General features: G+C 69.5%; 8 protein-coding genes. 2 read left to right on the forward strand and 6 right to left on the reverse strand.

All coding sequences use genetic code 11. The features are described from left to right. Positions 1-71: 71 nt before the first annotated feature. The 6 genes from KZC51_RS00415 to KZC51_RS00440 form a co-directional block, all read right to left on the reverse strand. Positions 72-4,436 carry a family 43 glycosylhydrolase gene (locus KZC51_RS00415; protein WP_247628048.1) on the reverse strand — a complete coding sequence of 1,455 codons (4,365 nt, stop codon included), beginning with the start codon at positions 4,434-4,436 and terminating at the stop codon, positions 72-74. Positions 4,437-4,588: 152 nt separating this feature from the next. Next, positions 4,589-8,161 carry a glycoside hydrolase gene (locus tag KZC51_RS00420; RefSeq protein WP_247628049.1) on the reverse strand — a complete coding sequence of 1,191 codons (3,573 nt, stop codon included), beginning with the start codon at positions 8,159-8,161 and terminating at the stop codon, positions 4,589-4,591. 147 nt (positions 8,162-8,308) lie between these two features. Continuing rightward, positions 8,309-9,334 (reverse strand): LacI family DNA-binding transcriptional regulator, encoded by a 1,026-nt coding sequence (locus KZC51_RS00425; protein WP_247628050.1) that lies wholly within the window; start codon positions 9,332-9,334, stop codon positions 8,309-8,311. A 117-nt stretch (positions 9,335-9,451) separates the two neighbouring features. Beyond that, complete coding sequence (locus KZC51_RS00430) at positions 9,452-9,682, reverse strand: LAVTG motif-containing sortase-dependent surface protein (protein ID WP_247628051.1); 231 nt, start codon at positions 9,680-9,682, stop codon at positions 9,452-9,454. Then, on the reverse strand, positions 9,679-10,755 hold the full coding sequence (locus KZC51_RS00435) for a COG1470 family protein (protein ID WP_247628052.1): 1,077 nt from the start codon (positions 10,753-10,755) through the stop codon (positions 9,679-9,681). Before KZC51_RS00435 ends, KZC51_RS00430 begins: the two co-directional genes overlap by 4 nt. 23 nt (positions 10,756-10,778) lie before the next feature. Next, a complete protein-coding gene (locus tag KZC51_RS00440; RefSeq protein ID WP_247628053.1) occupies positions 10,779-11,405 on the reverse strand; it encodes a hypothetical protein in 627 nt (208 codons plus the stop codon). Between the two features lie 357 nt (positions 11,406-11,762). Between KZC51_RS00440 and KZC51_RS00445 the strand changes: the two genes are divergently transcribed. Both KZC51_RS00445 and KZC51_RS00450 read left to right on the forward strand, forming a co-directional pair. Beyond that, the gene (locus tag KZC51_RS00445) at positions 11,763-14,726 is read left to right on the forward strand and encodes an immunoglobulin-like domain-containing protein (RefSeq protein ID WP_247628054.1); all 2,964 of its coding nucleotides are present in this window, start codon (positions 11,763-11,765) and stop codon (positions 14,724-14,726) included. Positions 14,727-14,734: 8 nt separating this feature from the next. After that, positions 14,735-17,644 carry an immunoglobulin-like domain-containing protein gene (locus tag KZC51_RS00450; RefSeq protein WP_247628055.1) on the forward strand — a complete coding sequence of 970 codons (2,910 nt, stop codon included), beginning with the start codon at positions 14,735-14,737 and terminating at the stop codon, positions 17,642-17,644. Positions 17,645-17,705: the final 61 nt, after the last annotated feature.

Raw genomic sequence — 17,705 nt, forward strand, 5'->3', positions numbered from 1 at the left:
CAATCGGAGCTCCCGACGCGCCCGGGCCCCGCCGCGCAGGTCGGCGGAGCCCGGTCGTCGGGTGCGGTCGCTCAGCGGCAGGACGCGGCGGCGACCGTCGCCGTCACGGACGCATCCACGGCTCCCTCCGCGGTTGCGGCGACCGTCACCGTGCCCGCCGGAATCGCCGCGAGCCGCGTGGCGAACGTCGCCGACGTCGACTTGCCGGCCGCGATCGTGACGTCCTTGCTCCCGTAGGCGCCGTCGATCGACGCCGTCACCGCCCGATCCGAACCGTTCGCGACCGTGACCACGAGCGTGAGCTTGCCCGCCACACAGCGGGTGGCCGCCGTGGCGGTGACGTCGAGCCGCGCACCCACGGTCTGTGCCGCGACACCGGTGAGGGTGGGCTGCACGGTCTGGAAGAGGCCGTCGGCACCGATCGTCACCCGGTCGATGGTCGTCTCGCGGTGCTGCCCGTCTCCGCCCGGCATCGCGAAGCGGTGATAGGCGATGTACCAGTCATCGGTGCCCGGCACGTTGATGATCGAGCTGTGCCCCGTGGCCAGGATCCCCAGAGAGGGGTCCTTCTGCAGGATCACACCGCGGTACGTCCACGGCCCGTTGATGCTCGTGGCCGTCGCGTAGCCGACGCGATAGTTCTCCGATCCGGTGTCGTCGATCGAGTAGGTCAGGTGGTACAGACCCTTGCGGTAGTTGAGGAAGACGCCCTCGCGGAAGTCGGTCAGCCCACTGATCCGCTGGTAGCTGCCCGCCTTGATCGAGACCATGTCGTCGTTCAGCTCGGCGATGACCGGACTGCCGTTGCCCCACGAGAGGTAGTACTTGCCGGTGACCGGATCGTGGAATGCCGCCGGGTCGATCGCCTGACCCGACGTGACGGACTCGTTGTTGACGATCATCGCCGTCGGCTGGGCGACGAAGGGACCGACCGGGCTGTCGGCGACCGCCACCCCGATGGTCTTGCGGTCATAGGTGGGGTTGTGGCCGGAGAAGTAGAAGTAGTACTTGCCGCCCCGTTCGATGATGGTCGGCGCCCAGGCGTTCCCCGTCGCCCAGGGGACGTTGCCGTTCGCTCCGTCGAGGGTCAGGAAGGGCTGCTCCGAACGGGTCCAGTCCACGAGGTCCTGGGACGACCAGACGTAGAAGTCCTTGCCACCCCACCCCGCATGTCCGTCGGTGGTCGCGTAGATGTAGTAGGTGTCGCCGAAGACGGCGATGTTCGGATCGGCGTACAGCCCGTCGAGCACCGGCGAATTCACGATCTGGGCGGTGAGCGTCCAGATCGCCTCCGATCCGTCCGGCGCGGTGAGCGTGTACTCGACCGGCGACGACAGGTCGACGACGGTCCCGGACGCCGGGGAGACCGTGACCCCCGCGGCAGCGGTGAATGTCGGGGCGAGAGCCGAGACGTCCGTGCCCTTCACCAGCGGCAGCAGCGCGGTGCGGTCAGCGCCGTCGGCGATCGGGTCGAGCTTCAGCGCCGATGCATCCGCGAGTGAGATGCCGGTGAGCTGGTCGAACGCCCCGGCCTGAGTGAGGATCTCGGATGCGGTGAGCGCCCGGTTGTAGATCTTCACGTCGTCGAAGGAGCCCTGGAAATAGCCGTCGGCACCGTACATCGACTTGCCGAGGTAGCCGAGGAGGTTCCTCCCGAGACCGTCGACGGTGGTGTTCAGCGCGGCGTTCTCGCCGAGCCGCACGCCGTCGACGTACACCGTCATCCGCGTTCCGTCGAAGACGAGGTCGTAGTGGTGCCATTGCCCGGAGGAGACCGAACCGGTCACCGCCGACTCGTTCTGGTACGACGCCTTCGTGATGGCGCTGCGCACGTCGGCGCCCCGCACCCGGAGGAAGTAGTACGCGTTCGAGTCCTTGCCGAACGCGAACGTGAAGAAGTTGCCGCTCGACTTCTCACTCTTCACGTCCATCGACACCGTCATGGTGCTGCGGCCATCGAAGAAGCCCTGCGGGAACGACGCGAAGCCGTTGGTCGATCCGTCGAGACGGAGCACCTTGCCACGCTCCGCATCCGTGACCACGGCCGCGGTGCCGGATGCGGTCAGATCCGCCGCCCCCACCGAGTCCTGGAGCGTGCCGTCGTCGAACGTGTACTCGGCGATCGCCTCCTCCGACGGCTGCTCCGGCTCGACCGGGTCATCGCCGTAGGCGGCCAGCACCCGCTCCTGCTCCTGCGCCGAGAGCCGGAGCACCGATCCGTGCCGGAACGCCTTGTCGAAGGAGTACTGGTCGGCGCCCGTACCGACGGCGAGCTGGGTGAAGTCGAGGCTCGCGAGCGAGTCGGCGACGTGGGCGTAGTAACCGTTCTGGTCGCCCATCACCGCCCAGCGCCCGTCGGGCAACCGGTACACCGTCAGTCCCTCCATCGAGGCCTTGAGCCCGTGCGCCGCGGCCTCGCCGCGATCGATCACGCGGGTCCACGGGCCATCCAGGCTCGTGGCCGTGTCGACCACGGTCTGCCAGTCGGAGGTCGAGAACCGATAGAAGATGCCATCCTCCTCGGCGATGGTGGTGTCGATGATGTTCGTGCCGCCGGCACCGTCGCCCTGCTCGTTGAGCGAGAGCCAGACCTCGGGTTCCGAGAACGTGACGAAGTCGCGCGTCTTGGTCAGGTAGACGCGCAGCGCCCAGTCATCGGTGCCGTTCTCGCTGCGATCGCGCGCCGACCAGTACACGTAGTACTCGCCGGTCGCCTCGTTGTAGGTCGCCTCCGGCGCCCACACGCATCCCGCCTGGTCGAACCCGGCGAAGACGATGCGCTGGTCGCTCCAGTTCACGAGGTCGGTCGACTCCCAGACCACGATGTTCTGGCTGGCGTTGAGCTGGTCCCAGCCGGAACCGCCGGCGCCGCCGCCCTCCGCGTGCAGGTCGGTGCCGATGATCCAGTACTTGTCGCCCTCGGGGGCGCGGACCAGGTGCGGGTCGCGCACGCCCAGGTCACCGGCCAGATTCGCGAGAACAGCGGCGTCGTCGTTGAGCTTCGACCACTGGAGGCCGTCCTGGCTGTACCCGAGGAAGATCTTCTCGTATCCCCCCTCGGTCGCGAAGTGCGTCCAGAGGTACCCGGCGGTGTAGTCGGTGTCGAGTCCCTCCGGCGCGGCGGTCACCGTCACCGGGATGCTGCGGGTCGCGGTGGTTCCCGCGACGGTCGCGGTCAGCACGACCTGCTGGTCGGCGGCACCGCGGGCGACCACGCCAGGGGCCTTGCCGTCCTGCACCTCCGTCGTGATGATGCCTGCGGGCGAGGCGCTCCAGGTGACAGCCGAGCCGTTCACCGAGCCGTCGGCCGGCAGGGTGATGTTGCCGCGGATGTCGGCGGCGCCGGGGATCACGATCGCATCGAGGTCGGCCTGCGCCCTGGCATCCGCTCCCGGCTGCGCCCGCACCGTGACGACGAACTCCTTCATGGTCGAGGATCCGCCGCGGCTCAGGGTCGCCGTGAGTGTCACCGCCGCATCGTCCTGCCCGGCAGCGGGGCGCGTGACGATACCCGCATCCGAGACGATCTCGGGATCGCTCGACGACCAGGTCACGGCCGCGCCGTTCACGCCGGCAGCGGGCAGCACGAGGTCGGCGGTCACTGCACCGGTGTCGCCGATGCTCAGTGCGGCGCGGTCTCGCTGCACCCGCACGGCGTCGTCGGCGACCAGGGCGGCGACCTCGCCGGCCGAGAGCGCGACGTCGTAGATCCGGAAGTCGCGCACGTTGCCGAGCAGGTACTTGTCGGCGGAGTAGACCGAGCGCCCGATGTAGTTGGCCGCGGTGACGCCGGAGCCGATCTGGGCGGGTGTGGTCGTGACGCCGGTGTTCTGGGCGACCTGCACCCCGTCGAGGTAGAGCCGGCTCGTGTCGGTGGCGTCATCGAGCGTGTAGGTGAGCGTCTTCCACACACCGCGGGCGAGGTTCGCCGCGCTGTTCACGCCCTGCTCGGTCGACCAGTTCCCTGCGGCGATCGCGGCCCGGTAGGCATCGCCCGTCGCGAAGAGATAGCCGTTGCCGACACCCGCGGCATCGGTGTTGCCCATCGCCCAGATCATGTACGCCGTCTTCTGGGCCGGGGCGACCAGCACCTCGGTGCTGACCGTGATCGAGGTGAGCCCGGCGAGCGCGTTCGCCGGCAGTGCCACGTGGTCGTCGACGCCGTCCAGGGAGATGCCCTCGCCGCCGGTGAGTGCCGCCCCACCCGCGATGACACCGTCGCGGCCGTTTCCGGAGCTGTCGTGCGCCGTCGTGCCGGACGTCTCGTCGAAGGCGTACCGGAGCTGCAGATGCTCGTCTTCCGCTGCGGATGCCGGGGCCACGGCAGCGAGCGAGGAGGCGACGACGGCGCTCAGCGCGAGCCCGGCGACGGCGGAACGGCGCCCACGGGTACGGCGTGTGCGCGGGGAGACGAAGGGAGCGGGAGGCAGCGTCATCGATGAGTCCTCGGTGTGTGCGAGTCGCCTCAGCGCGACTTCACGAGAATGTTAGCGGAAACATTTCTCGGCGTCGATGGTTATCTCCGCCGACCTCCGAGACGCGGGAAGGCCCCACGGACAGCGTCCGCAGGGCCTTCTTGTTCCGACGATCAGCCGCAGGAGCCGGGCAGGTACGCCACCTGCACGCGCTCGGTGAGACGGGTGCCGGCGACATCCGCGGCCAGGTCCACCTGCACGCTGCCCGCAGGGAACGACGCGAGCCGGGTGGCCTGCGCGATCGCCGCCGAGCGCGCACCCGGCTCGACCCCGACGAGCGACTTCGTGCCGTACGGCGTCGTCACGGTGATATCGGTGGCGACGTCACCCGTGTTGGTGACCGAGAGGACCAGCTGCGCCTTGCCGGCGACGCAGCGCACGGTGCTCGCGACGGTGGCGCTGAGCGAGGGCTCCGCCGCCTCCACGAAGGTGAGCGTGTAGCTGCGCGTCGCCCCCGACGGCGCCGTGACCACGATCGCCGCCTCACCGTCGGCATCCGGCTGCGCGACCTGCACCGACGCCGCACGATCCACGGCGACGGCGCGCACGACGGGACGTTCGCCCGCTGCCCACGGCACCTCGTACTCGGTGGTCGCGGATGAGAAGCCGGCCAACGGCATGCCGTCGAGCGACACCGCGGCGAGCACGGCGACCGTCGAGACGCCTGGCGCCGAGGCAGAGAGCTCGACCTCGGACACGACCAGGTGCGTCGCGGAGCGTGCGTTCATCACGACGCGCACCGCATCCGCCTGCACGCCCTTCATCGGCACCTCGACCACCGGGGCCGAGCCGTCGGCGGGCACGGGCACCTCGACCGACCCGAGCGACGTCCACGACCCGGTCCCCAGGCGGTACTCGACCGACAGGGACTGCGGCCACGTGTTCGACGAGCCGTCCTTGTAGAAGTAGACCTTCGCGTTCTGCATGGTCGAGCTCGCGGCCAGCGTGTAGGTCAGGGTGTCCTGCGCGTTCTTGGTGCCGGAGCGCCAGTTCGACCAGCCCTTGTCGGTCGTCACGCCGTTCTTGGTGCGGTCGACACTGTAGCTGGAACTCTCGGTGAACGTCGCCGATGCCGTGCTCGCCGGTGCCACGTTCGCCGCGGTCGGCTCGGTGACGATCACCGACAGCGTCGCCGTCAGCGCGGCGCCGCCGGGCGCTTGCGCGGTTCCTGGCACCGTGACCACCCCGGAGCTCGCGAACGACGCGGTCGATATGCCGTCCCAGTTCCAGGTGACCGCCCGGTCGATCCGCTGATCGGTGGCGCCGACCATGGCGGGCACGGTACCGGGAGCGGACGCCTGCACGGTGGCCAGCGGCGCGCCGGCGTAGGTCGTGACGGACACAGGCTCGGTGAAGCCGACGCTGCCGACCTCGATCTTGGCGGTCGCCTGGAAAGAGGCGCCGAACAGGTCGGTACCGGAGCCGACGACGGTGCGGGTGCCCGGCGAGGACCAGTCGACCCCCGCGGTCGCCCACGAGACCGCAGCCGTGCGCTCGACGCCGCCGCGGTACACCAGCGTGACGGCGGCGGGCAGTGTGGGGGCGATGCCGGTCGCGGTGCCCGTCGCGACATCCTTCACCGAGAGCATCTCGGTGTCGGCCAGGGTCCACCGCTGATTCGACCCGTCGTTCGACGTCCACAGTCCCACGCTCGCGCCGTCGGCGCTGCTCTGGCCGTTGACGTCGAGCACCCGCTCATTCGAGACGCTGAGGATCGAGAAGGTCTTGCCGTCGGTGGTCGACGAGATCCACTGCAGGGCCGGATCGGATGCCGCCTCCTCAGCGCTCGCGGTGACGACGGTCACCGCACCACCGGACTCGGCGAGATAGCGGCCGTCGCCCGCGCGCAGGGCGAACCGATGACGATCGGTGCCTTCGCCCGCGAGGCTCTGCACGGTCCAGGTCTGCGCGGTCGCGGCGGACGCCGTGGTGGCGGAGGTGCGGATGACCGCCGCCGCGCCGTTCGCAGCCAGAGCCTTGCCGCTCTGCACACCGAACAGCTGGTAGCTGTGCCCGTCACGCAGTGCGGTGGCGGAGTCCGCGGCACCCGAGACGTCCGTGACCAGGAGCGTGGTGACCGACTTCGCGGGCACCGTGATCGTCGCCGTGCGGTTCGCGGCATCGACAGCCACCGCGTCGCCCTGCACGAGTGCGTTGCTCTCGGGATCCTCGGTCGTGGACTGAGTCGTCACGATCGGGGTCACCGTCGCACCGGCGCCGATCGTGCCGAAGCGCGAGAGGTCGATCGTGATCCGACGCTCGGCGGGCTCGGAGTTCACATGCACGAGCGTGAGACCGTCGCCGTCGGCATCCACCGCGGCGGTGGTCTGCGTGTTGTCGGTCGGGATCAGCGCGTCACCGGGCCGGATGTAGTGCGTGAAGTTGCGCACGGTGTTGTACTTCGCGTTGGTCTGCACCTGGCAGCTCGGGTCGGCCTCGCCGTCGGCGATGCGTCGCTCGGAGTCACCATCCGCGTTGCAGTCGAAGTCGACGAACACAGAACCCCAGTTCTTGTTCTCGACCTTCTCCATGTTGTAGGTGTCCTCGACCGGCTGCCAGAAGACCCAGGCGCTCGGCTCGAGCTCGCGCAGGTCGTCGACGATCCGGCCGGCCATGCCGAGACCGTTCTCGATGTTGGTGAGGTTGTACCCGGTGCCGTCCCAGTCGCCCTCGACCTCGCTCATCCAGAGCGGCTTGTCTGCGCTCTTCGCGATGTCACGCACCACGAGTCGGCCAGAGGTGCCGTAGGTGTGCACGTTGAGCTGCGCGACCTCATCCTTGGCCTCGTCGCTCCACGCGTTCCAGTTGGTCGCGAAGATGCCCGGGTTGGTCTCGTCCATCGCGGAGATCGGGACGTCAGTGGTGGTGCCCTCCTCCGCCAGCCGCGCGGCGAGGACCTTGATCATCTGGTCCTGTGCGGCCGGCCCGATGTGGGCGCCCTCCTGACGGCTCGCCGATGTGGGCCAGCCGTTGCCGCCCAGCGTCGTGGACCAGTAGTTCGTGTTCGGCTCGTTGAACGGGTCGAGGCTCTCGAAGTCGATCCCATGCTCCTGCTCGAGGCGTTCGACCACCGTGACGAGATAGTCCGCGAACGCCTCCATATCGGCCGGCGCCAGCTGCTCGCTGTTCCCGTTGCCGATGCCCCCCGACACATACCCGCTCTGGGTGAGGAAATAGGGCGGGGAGTTGCTGAACGCCTCCCAGTGGGTGATCTTGTCCTTGAGTGCGTCGATCCACCAGCGCTGCGTGGCATCTGCATCGAAGTCGTAGCTCGCCGGGTCGTCGCCATCCCAGGCCGCCCGGTAGTCGGCCCGGTCGGCGTAGGTCGAGCTGGCCAGGTCAGGGTTCCACCAGCCGTCGACCGCTCCGCCGGGGCGCAGGTAGCCGGGCACGTCGGTGGCATTGCCTCCGCCGATGTTGTATCGGGCGATGTTGAGGTTGAGTCCGTCCTCGCCGAACACCTTGTCGAGGAGGTCCTGGCGGACGTCATCCGGATAGCCGCCGGTGGCGTTGGCGAACCAGACGAGGCTGGTCCCCCATCCCTCGAACGGCTCGGAGGCGTATGCCGGGTTGGGCGTGATCGTCAGCGGGACGGCGGCGGCGACGGCCGCGGGGCTCCCTGTGACGAGCATGCCGGCGGCGATGACGCCGATCCCGAGCGCGGAAATGGTTCTCTTCGACTTCATCGTCTGTCCTCAGAGTGTGTTGACGTCAACAGTGAGCGGTAACAATGAGCATAGGGATGGCGTGTGTCGACGTCAACAGTCTCGTCCGACCGCGCGCCGAGCGTCCCTTCCTGCCTCGCGTTCGCGACGCGGCGGGCGGTGGAGAGCTCAGGCCCGAGGGGCGGCGGTCGAGGCGCGCACGCGGAGCTCGGGCTGGATCAGTTCGCGCTCCTCGGTCTGCTCGCCCTCGATCGCGGCGAGCAGTTCGCCGATCACGACCTCGCCCAGCAGCGCGAAGTGCTGGCGCACCGTGGTGAGCGGGGGCTGATAGTGCCGCGCATCCGGCACGTCGTCGAACCCGACGACGCTCACGTCCTCCGGCACACGGATGCCCCGCTCCGCCAGCCCGTGCATGAGCCCGAGCGCCATCTGGTCGTTGGCGACGAAGACCGCCGTCGCATCGCCGAGCTCGAGCTCGCGGCCGAACTCGTATCCGGAGTCGGAGGACCAGTCGCCGATGAGCGGCGGCACGACCGGGAGCCCCTCCGCCTCGAGCGCCGCCTGCCAGGCCTCGGTGCGCGCCTTCGCATCGAACCAGTCGGGAGGACCCGCGATGTGCAGGATCGTGCGATGCCCGAGGTCGATCAGATGACGCACCGCTGCCGTCGCCCCCGCCCTCTGGTCGACGGATGCCGTGTGCATCTGCTCGTCCGGCTCCTCCTTGACCACCAGCGTGGGCAGCGCGATCGCCTGTTGACGCAGCAGGTCGAGCGATGAGGCGCGCGGTGCGATCACGCACAGGGCGTCGACACCCTGGGTGACGAGCTCGACGACGCCGGCGTCGACCCGGCGACCATCGGCATCGCCCACCGAGAAGCTGCTCACGGCGTAGCCGTTCTGCCTGGCGGCGACCTCGATCGCCCGCAGCACGCTGCTCGGGCCGTAGAACCCCGGGTTGTCGACGATCACGCCGATGCGCATCGCCCGGTTGGTCGCGAGGGCGCGGGCGATCGAGCTGCGCGTGAAGTGCATCTCGTCTATCGCCCTCATCACTCTGTCCCTGGTGGACGCGCGGATGTTCGGGTGGCCGTTGAGCACGCGCGACACGGTCATATGCGAGACGCCCGCACGGTCGGCGACGTCGTAGATGCTCGGCTTGCGCGACGCGCCGCCGGATGCGGAATCGGTGGTCATGGAAGCCCCCCTTCGCACGATGACCGCGAACGGTACAACGATAGTGCGCGAGGGGCGCGTTCGCCGGATGCCATCCGGGACGGCATTCGGTCGGCCCCGCAGGCCGAGAAGAAGAGGTCAGCCGGCGGATCGCCTCCGAACCCGTCGCGCGAGGAGGATCGCCCCGACGATGAGCAGTGCGACACCGGCGGCGATCAGCAGCATCGGCAGATCCGCACCGGTACCGGCGAGGCCGTCGATGGGCGGCGGAGTGCTGAGCGGCGCGATCTCGACGTGGATCTGCACGCCGCCGACGCCGCCTCCGACATCGGCATCCGCGTCGTCGATCAGGGCGAGGGGGAACGTCATCCGGCGACCTTCTCTCGTTCGTCGGCCGGGAGGGCCAGGGCTTCTTCGCGACCGCGCTCGACGGCCTGCGAGATCAGTGTCTCGACCCGGCGACGGGAGCGGATGCGGTTCCAGAGCAGCGCGAGCACGAGCAGCACGGCGCCGCCCACCACGAGCAGCTGCGGCCACGGCATCGCCCACACCGTGACCGACGTCGTCGAGGATTCCACGGCGAGCGCTTCTCCGTCGAGCGATGCGGCGACCGGCGCGACCGTCAGATCGCCCGAGACGAGGAAGAGCGGCCAGACGCCCGTGAGCGTGAGCGTGAACGAGCGCCTCTCGCCGGGGAGCAGCACCTGCGGGCGCTGACCGTCGGCCGGGAAGGCGACCTGCTGGCCGGCGATGTCGAGGCTGCCTGCGGCATCCATCCGTGCATTCCCCGTGTTCTCCACCTCGAACGTGACGGTGAGCTCTCCCGCCTCGAACGGGTTCGGGTCGACCCGGAAGTCGGTCTGCACGTTGCCGACGGCGAAGGCCGGCGCGATCTCACCGGCTACGCGCGTGATGACCTTGACCCCGACCCGACTCTCGACGCCGACACCGGTCGCCCCCGAGGCGTCGGTCTTGACCGAGATCACGGACGCCGCGACCCCCGCTGCGTGATCGCCGGGCTCCGCGTTCTCGGGCACGGTGATCGTGAACGGGATCACGGCCGAGCCGCCGGCCGGGATCTCGACCTCGTCCGGGATGGCGATCCAGCTGCCGGCATCCGTCGATTCCTGGTCGGAGGCGAGCATGTCGAACCTGCCGGCCTCCGTGTAGAAGCCGTCCGCAGCGGAGAGCGCGAAGACGACATCCCCGGCGCCGAGGTTGCGTACCACGACGTGCTCGTCGACGCTCTCGCCGGGGTCCAGCTCGTGCTCGATCGCGACACGACCGTCTTCGCCCGTGGTGTCCGCCGGAGACACCGACCACGAGACCGCGTCGCCCGGCGCCTCAGCGGCGATCGCCGCCGTGGGGAGCACCAGGCTGCCGAGCACTGCGAGCAGAGCTGCAGCGCCGAGCGCGGTCCGAGTGCGGGGGTGGGTGATCATCGTGTCTCCGGCGGAGGAGGTGCTCAGTACGAGTCCTCGAACAGCGAGAGCGTGAGCGTCGAGGTGTACGACCCAGGTGCGACGGTGACCGGGGTCTTCAGCACGAGGTTCGCGGTCGCGGTCCACTGCCCGGAAGTCGCCTGCGCATCAGCCGAATCGAGGGCGAGGGCGAGCAGCTCCTGCCCGACCAGCCCGACGCCGTTCGCGCCGCCGTCGATCGAGGTGCCGACCGTGTCGCCCTCTGCGACCTCGCCGTCGTTCGCGGTCACGATGCTCGGGGTCCAGCCGAGGTGGTCGGGGGTGATGCTCGGCTGGCCTGCGGCCCCGACGAAGTCGCTCGCCTGCCCGGTCACGTACCAGAACACCCCGGGATCGACATCCTCACGGGTGTCCGTCACGGTGACGTTCGGCAGGGCGCCGGTGAACTGACGGAACGAGGCGGTCGACCCGGTCTCGGTGAGCGAGGTCTCGGTTCCTGCGACGGTGAGGCTCAACGCGCCGGTCTCGGTGGAGGCGATGTCGACCGTGACATCGACGTCGCCGGTTCCGTTCTCGCTCGGGTCGGCGAAGGCGGCGACGCCCACACCGGCGAGCATCAGGCCGCCGACGACTCCGACGGCGCAGCGCGCGGCCAGGCTCTTCTTGCTCATGGTGGTCTCTCCAGTTCCTCGGCCGGCGGGTACCGTGCCGAATCGATGATCAGCCTGTGGCTGTCGGGTTCGCTTCAGGCATCGGGCAGGAACTGCGTGGGCGCCCTTGCCCGGCGCACTCCCCCAGTGGAGTGCAGCCGTCCCCAGATTGTTAGCGGGAACATCGATACCCTACGGTTCCGCCCGCGGCGCGTCAAGTATGGACAGGCGACCGAGAGGCTCCCGCTCCCGGTTTTTTGCGGACCCCTGTATTTCCGGGGATGTGTCCGCTAACATTCCGAGGAGCCCACCCGAAGGGCGCCCCCCGGATGACCGCATTCAGCGGAGCATCAGTCAACGACGACAGGAGATCCCGCCATGAGCGCGTCCCGCCCCTCCCCACCCACGCGCAGGCGGCTGATGGCCGCAGGAATCGTCGGGACTCTCGCCGCATCGCTGTGCGCCTTCGCCCCCTCAGCGGCGTTCGCCGCCGACGTGCCGACGCCCACCGCGCACTACGACATGTCGCACACGGGCACCAGGCTGCTCGACGTGTCGGGGAACGGACGCGACGCGACCCTCACCGGCTTCACGGACGCGTCCTTCGTCGACGCCGGCGGTGACGATGTGCTGCGCTTCAGGAAGGACGGCTACGCAGCACTCCCCCAGGGCCTCGTCACCGGCGCCGACAACGATTTCACGGTCGAGTACACCGTGGCGACCCAGACCGCGGCGAATCAGTTCGGCTGGGTGATCGGCGACGGCGTCGGCGCGTGGAACACCACCGCGCTCGGCAACCACGTCTTCGTGAACCCGCGCTCCGGCGAGGGGGGCTACAGCAACCAGGTGCTCTCCGGCATCCGGGTCAAGACCCCCACCGGCAACGGCGAGACCCGGCTGCCCGCGGGAGGCGGGCTCAATCCCGGCTTCACGACCCTCACGATGGTCGGCAGCGGAAACACCCTCACGCTGTACCGCAACGGCCAGGTCATCTCGACGACCACCCACTCCTCCACCCTCAGCTCCATCGTCCCCGCGACCGGCACCCTCGGCTACCTGGGCCGCTCGCTCTACACGGGAGACGCGCTGCTCGCCGCCGACGTCACCGACGTGCGGTTCTGGGACACCTCGCTGACCGCCGACCAGGTGACGGCGAGCATGCCGACCTCGTCGGAGAAGTCGGCGACCACGCAGGCACTGCTCCGCGGTGATCTGCTCCCCGTCATCACGGGAGCCAACGCCACCCTCGACGCGGTGCGCAGCAACCTCACCTTCCCTGCATCCTCGAACGGCGTGGCCCTCACCTGGTCGTCGTCCGACACCGCGGTGATCTCGAACACCGGCGTGGTCTCGCGCGCGATCTCGACCGACACCACGGTCACGATCACGGCCACCCCCGCGTCCGGATCGCCGATCACCTTCACGGTGACCGTGGCCGCGGCATCCGCTTCGGCCGACCTCGACGCGATCGACCTGTCAGAGCGCACCACCGAGAACCTCGCGCTGGTGACGAAGGGCGCTGTCGACGGCTCGACCATCACCTGGTCCTCGTCGGATGAAGATCTGGTCACCGCGACGGATGCCACCTACGTCGCCCCCTCCGTCGGCGCGGCCGACCCCTACCGCGGCGGCGGCATCGTGGAGCGCCCGGCGTACGGCACGGGTGACCGCGACGTCACCCTCACCGCCCGCGCCACACTGAACGGCACGACCCAGTCACGCGCGTTCACCGTGACGATCGCCGAGCACGCCCGCACCGCCCCGGATGCCGGGTACGCCAGCGCGTACTTCAAGTCGGACGGCGACGAGAAGATCTACCAGGCCGCGACCAGCGGCAACGACTTCTTCACCTTCTCCCCCGTGAACGACGGCAAGGCGGTGATCACGTCGACCGCCGACACCACCGGTCTGCGCGACCCGTACATCCTGCGCTCGCACGACGGCGACAAGTACTACATGATCGCGACCGACCTCTGCATCAGCTGCGGCACCGGCTGGGGCCCCGCCCAGTCGCAGGGCAGCCTCAAGGTCGAGGTCTGGGAGTCGACCGACATGGTCTCCTGGACGCGCACCAACGGCGAGAACACGGGCATCACGATCAACAAGCCCGAGGCGGGCATGACCTGGGCGCCCGAGGCGTACTGGGACGATGACCTGGAGTCGTACGTGGTGTTCTTCGCCTCGCGGATGTACTCCGACGCGAGTCACACGAACAGCGACAACCTATACGCGCGCATGTTCTACGTGACGACCCGCGATTTCAAGACGTTCACCTACCCGCCCACCAGCTGGCAGGACACCGGCTACGCGCGCATCGACTCCACCGTCACCAAGATCGGCGACTACTACTACCGCTTCACCAAGAACGAGGAGTCCGGCGCCGCCGGCACGCTCGAAGCCGGCAAGGACATCTTCCTCGAGCGCTCGACCGTGCTGACCGCACCGACGACATCGTCGAACTGGAACGCCGACCCGACGACGACCTGGCAGCTCACCGACACCCGGATGACGACGCTCGAGACCGGTCAGGCGGGCGAGGGCCCCGAGATCATCAAGCTCAACGAGGGCGACCCGAACAACACCTCGGGCGACGGCTACGTCTTCCTCGTCGACAACTACAGCGCGGGCGGCTACCGGGCCTTCCTCACCACGGGCGCGGAGATCGCGTCGAGCCGCCAGTCCGACCGCCTCTCGCAGCGCTCGTCCTGGAACGTCCGCCCCGCGGGCGGTCTCCCGGCCAGCCCGCGTCACGGCGCCTTCGTCAGCGTCCCCCAGACCGTGCTCACCGCCATGCACGACTGGACCTCGATCGAGGCCGTCTCCTCGACCACCGCGCTCGAGATCGACGGCGACCGCGCCACGGCGACCGTCACCGCGGCCGACCGCGGCGACGTGGCCGGTACCGTCACCTTCACCGGCGGCGACTGGAGCGCGACGGTCGCCCTGACAGACGGCACGGCCGCGGTCGACATCCCCACCGAGGTCACCGCCGTCACCGCGACCTACGATGGATACCGTGACGGCCTGGTCACCACCTCGGCCTCCGCAGAGGTTCCCGTCAGCACGCTGACCGTCACCACGACCTCGAGCCTGCGCTGCGTGCTCGGCAAGGCCCAGCTCGTTGTCACCGTGCACAACACGGCGGCGGTCGCGGCATCCGTGACGGTCACGACCCCCTACGGCGCGAAGACGCTGTCCCTCGCCGCAGGGGCGTCCACCTCGACGTCGTTCACCACCCGTCTCGCGGCCGTCCCGGCCGGGACGATCACGGTGAAGGCGAGCGGCCCCGAGGGGCTGACCTTCACGGGCTCCGCCCCGATCGCCGCCGGCACCTGCAACTGATCGGAGACATGACCATGACGAGTCTGTTCACCCGGAGCATCCGGAAGGCGACGGCCGTGGCCGCCGCCGCCGCGACCGTGGTGGCGATCGGAGCCGTGTCGACGCACACGGCCTCGGTCGCCGCCGAGGGGCCGACGCCTCTCATCCACTACACGTTCGATGCCGCCTCCGGCACGACGGTCGGTGACGCCACCGGCAACGGCTACAACGCCACGATCAGGCAGAACGGCGCCAAGATCGAGAACGGGCAGCTGTCGCTGCCCGGGGGGAGCGCGTCGAGCGCGGGCTATCTCGAGATCCCGACCGCGGGGCTCGTCGGCAAGAAGACGCTGACGGTGTCGACCTGGCTGAGCGGACGCACAGGCCCCGCCAACACGGCAGCGGCGTTCATCGGCGCTCCGGTCGCATCGGGTGCGAGCTATTCGAGCGGCTACTGGCTGCTCAACCCGGCCAACCCGAGCGGCTACGTGAAGTCGGTGGTGACGAACGGCACCAATGCGGGCGCCCCGTGGGGCACCGAGGTGGGTGCGGGTGCGACGAATGCCGCGACGACGGGGGCGCGCACTCCCTCCGGGATGTCGCTGTACACGAGCGTGATCGACGGCACCGCGGGCACCCTGACGACGTACGTCAACGGCGCGCAGATCTCGTCGGTCACGATCGGACGCGACGTGTCGTCGTTCGGCTCGACCCTGGTCGGCTATCTCGGACGCTCGACCTACAACGACGCCGGCTGGGCGGGCGACGTCGACGACTTCGCCGTCTACGAGAGCGCACTCAGCTCCACGCAGGTGCAGCAGCTCTTCACGGATCAGGCGCTCGATCGGGCCGTGGCCTCGGTCACCGTCCCGTCGACCGCGACGACGGCGTTCACCCTGCCGACCACCACCAGCGGCGTCGCGATCTCGTGGGCCTCCGACAGCCCTGCCGTGCAGATCACCGGCGGTGCGGCCGCCGTGCAGCGCCCCGCTCCGGGCTCGGCGGATGCCGTGGCCACCCTCACCGCGACGTTCACGGTCGGCGGCGCGCTGACCACCCGGACGTTCACGGTCACGGTACCCGCAGAGCTCTCCGACCAGGCGAAGGTCGACGCCGATCTGGCTGCCGTCACGGTGGCCGATACCGACGACATCCGGGCGTCGTTCTCGGTGCCGACGACCGGCGCGAACGGATCGGCTCTGAGCTGGAGCGTCACGACAGGATCCGCGTCCGCTGCTCTTCGCACCGGCGTGCGCGACGGATCCGCAACCGTGTCGATCACTCGCCCAGCCGCCGGCGCGGCGTCGGCATCCGCGACGCTCTCGGTCGAGGCATCCGTCGGCGACGCCACGGCGACGCGCACCTTCGCGCTGACCGTGCGCCCGCAACCGGCGGACGAGGCCGACCCCGAGGCCTACGTCTGGGCCTTCTTCACCGGCGAAGGTGCAGGAGCCGAGCGGGTGAGCCTGGCCGCCTCGAAGGGCGACGACGCGCTGCGGTGGAACACGCTGAACGGCGGCGAGCCGATCTTCACCTCGACGCAGGGCACCCAGGGTCTGCGCGATCCGTTCATCATCCGCTCGCACGAGGGCGACAAGTTCTACATGCTCGCGACCGACCTGAAGATCGACGGCCTGGCCGGCGGCTTCTCGACCGCGCAGATCTCGGGATCGCAGTACATCGAGGTGTGGGAGTCCACCGACCTCGTGAACTGGTCCGCGCAGCGCCACGTGCAGGTGTCGTCGGCGTATGCGGGCAACACCTGGGCGCCGGAGGCGTACTGGGACGACGAGATCCAGCGCTACGTCGTCTTCTGGGCGTCGAACCTCTACCCGACGACGGATGCCTCCACCCGCACCGCCGTCACCTACAACCGCATGATGTACGCCACGACCGATGACTTCGTGACGTTCTCGGAGCCGCAGATCTGGTCGGACGTGCGGCGGGGGACGGGCCTCGGCCTGATCGACTCGACCGTCGCCGAGGAAGACGGCGTGTACTACCGCTTCACCAAGGACGAGGCGTCGATGACGATCCGTGAGGAGAAGTCGACCGATCTGCTCGCCACGATCAGCGGTTCGCTCCCCGGCACCAGCGGCAGCGCCGACGAGTGGACCCTCGTGAAGGAGAAGATCGCGACCGGACTGCCCAACGGCGAACCCGGCGGCACGTACTCCAGCGGCGAGGGACCGAACATCTTCGCCGCGAACCCCGGCGACGTGAACGGCCACTCGTGGTATCTGTTCATCGATCAGCCGTCGTACCACGGCGGACCGAACCACTACATCCCGTTCGGCTCCGACGACATCACGGACGGCTCATCGTGGCAGGCGCTCGGTTCGACCCTGCGCGCGAACCTGCCGCAGAACAGCGACGGCGGCAAGCCCCGACACGGCACGGTACTCCCGGTGACGCGCGCCGAGTATCAGACGGTGCTGGAGGGCTTCGCGCCAGAGATCGCGGTGACCGACGTCGCCCCGATCGCCGCGTCCACCCGCGCGGGCACCGCCCCCGTGCTGCCGAAGGCGAGGCTGACGACGGCCAACGGTGACACCACGACGGTCGAGGTCGCGTGGGAGGGCGTCGACCCCGCCGACTACGCGACCGCCGGCACGTTCACGGTGCGCGGTGTCGCCCAGGACGCCTCGCGCATGCCGGTCACGGCGACGGTCACCGTCACCCCGGGCATCGGACTCGACCTGTCGACGCGCTGCGTGGCGGGCAAGGTCGTGCTCACGGTGAAGGTGTCCAATGCCGGCACGGATGCCGTGCGCGTCACGGTGTCGTCCGCCTACGGCACGCAGGTGGTCGACCTCGCCGGGGGCCAGACCAAGACAGTGACCTTCAGCACCCGTGCCGCCGCGGTGGCCGCGGGCGAGGTGCAGGCGACGGTCTCGGGCTCGACGGTCACGGAGGCGTTCGCCGCCAAGACCTGCTGATCCCTTCCCCACCCCGCGACGACTCCCGTCGCGATGCGTCAGTCGAGACCTCGTCTCCACT

This window comes from Microbacterium croceum, from assembly GCF_023091245.1.
Classification (GTDB): domain Bacteria; phylum Actinomycetota; class Actinomycetes; order Actinomycetales; family Microbacteriaceae; genus Microbacterium; species Microbacterium croceum.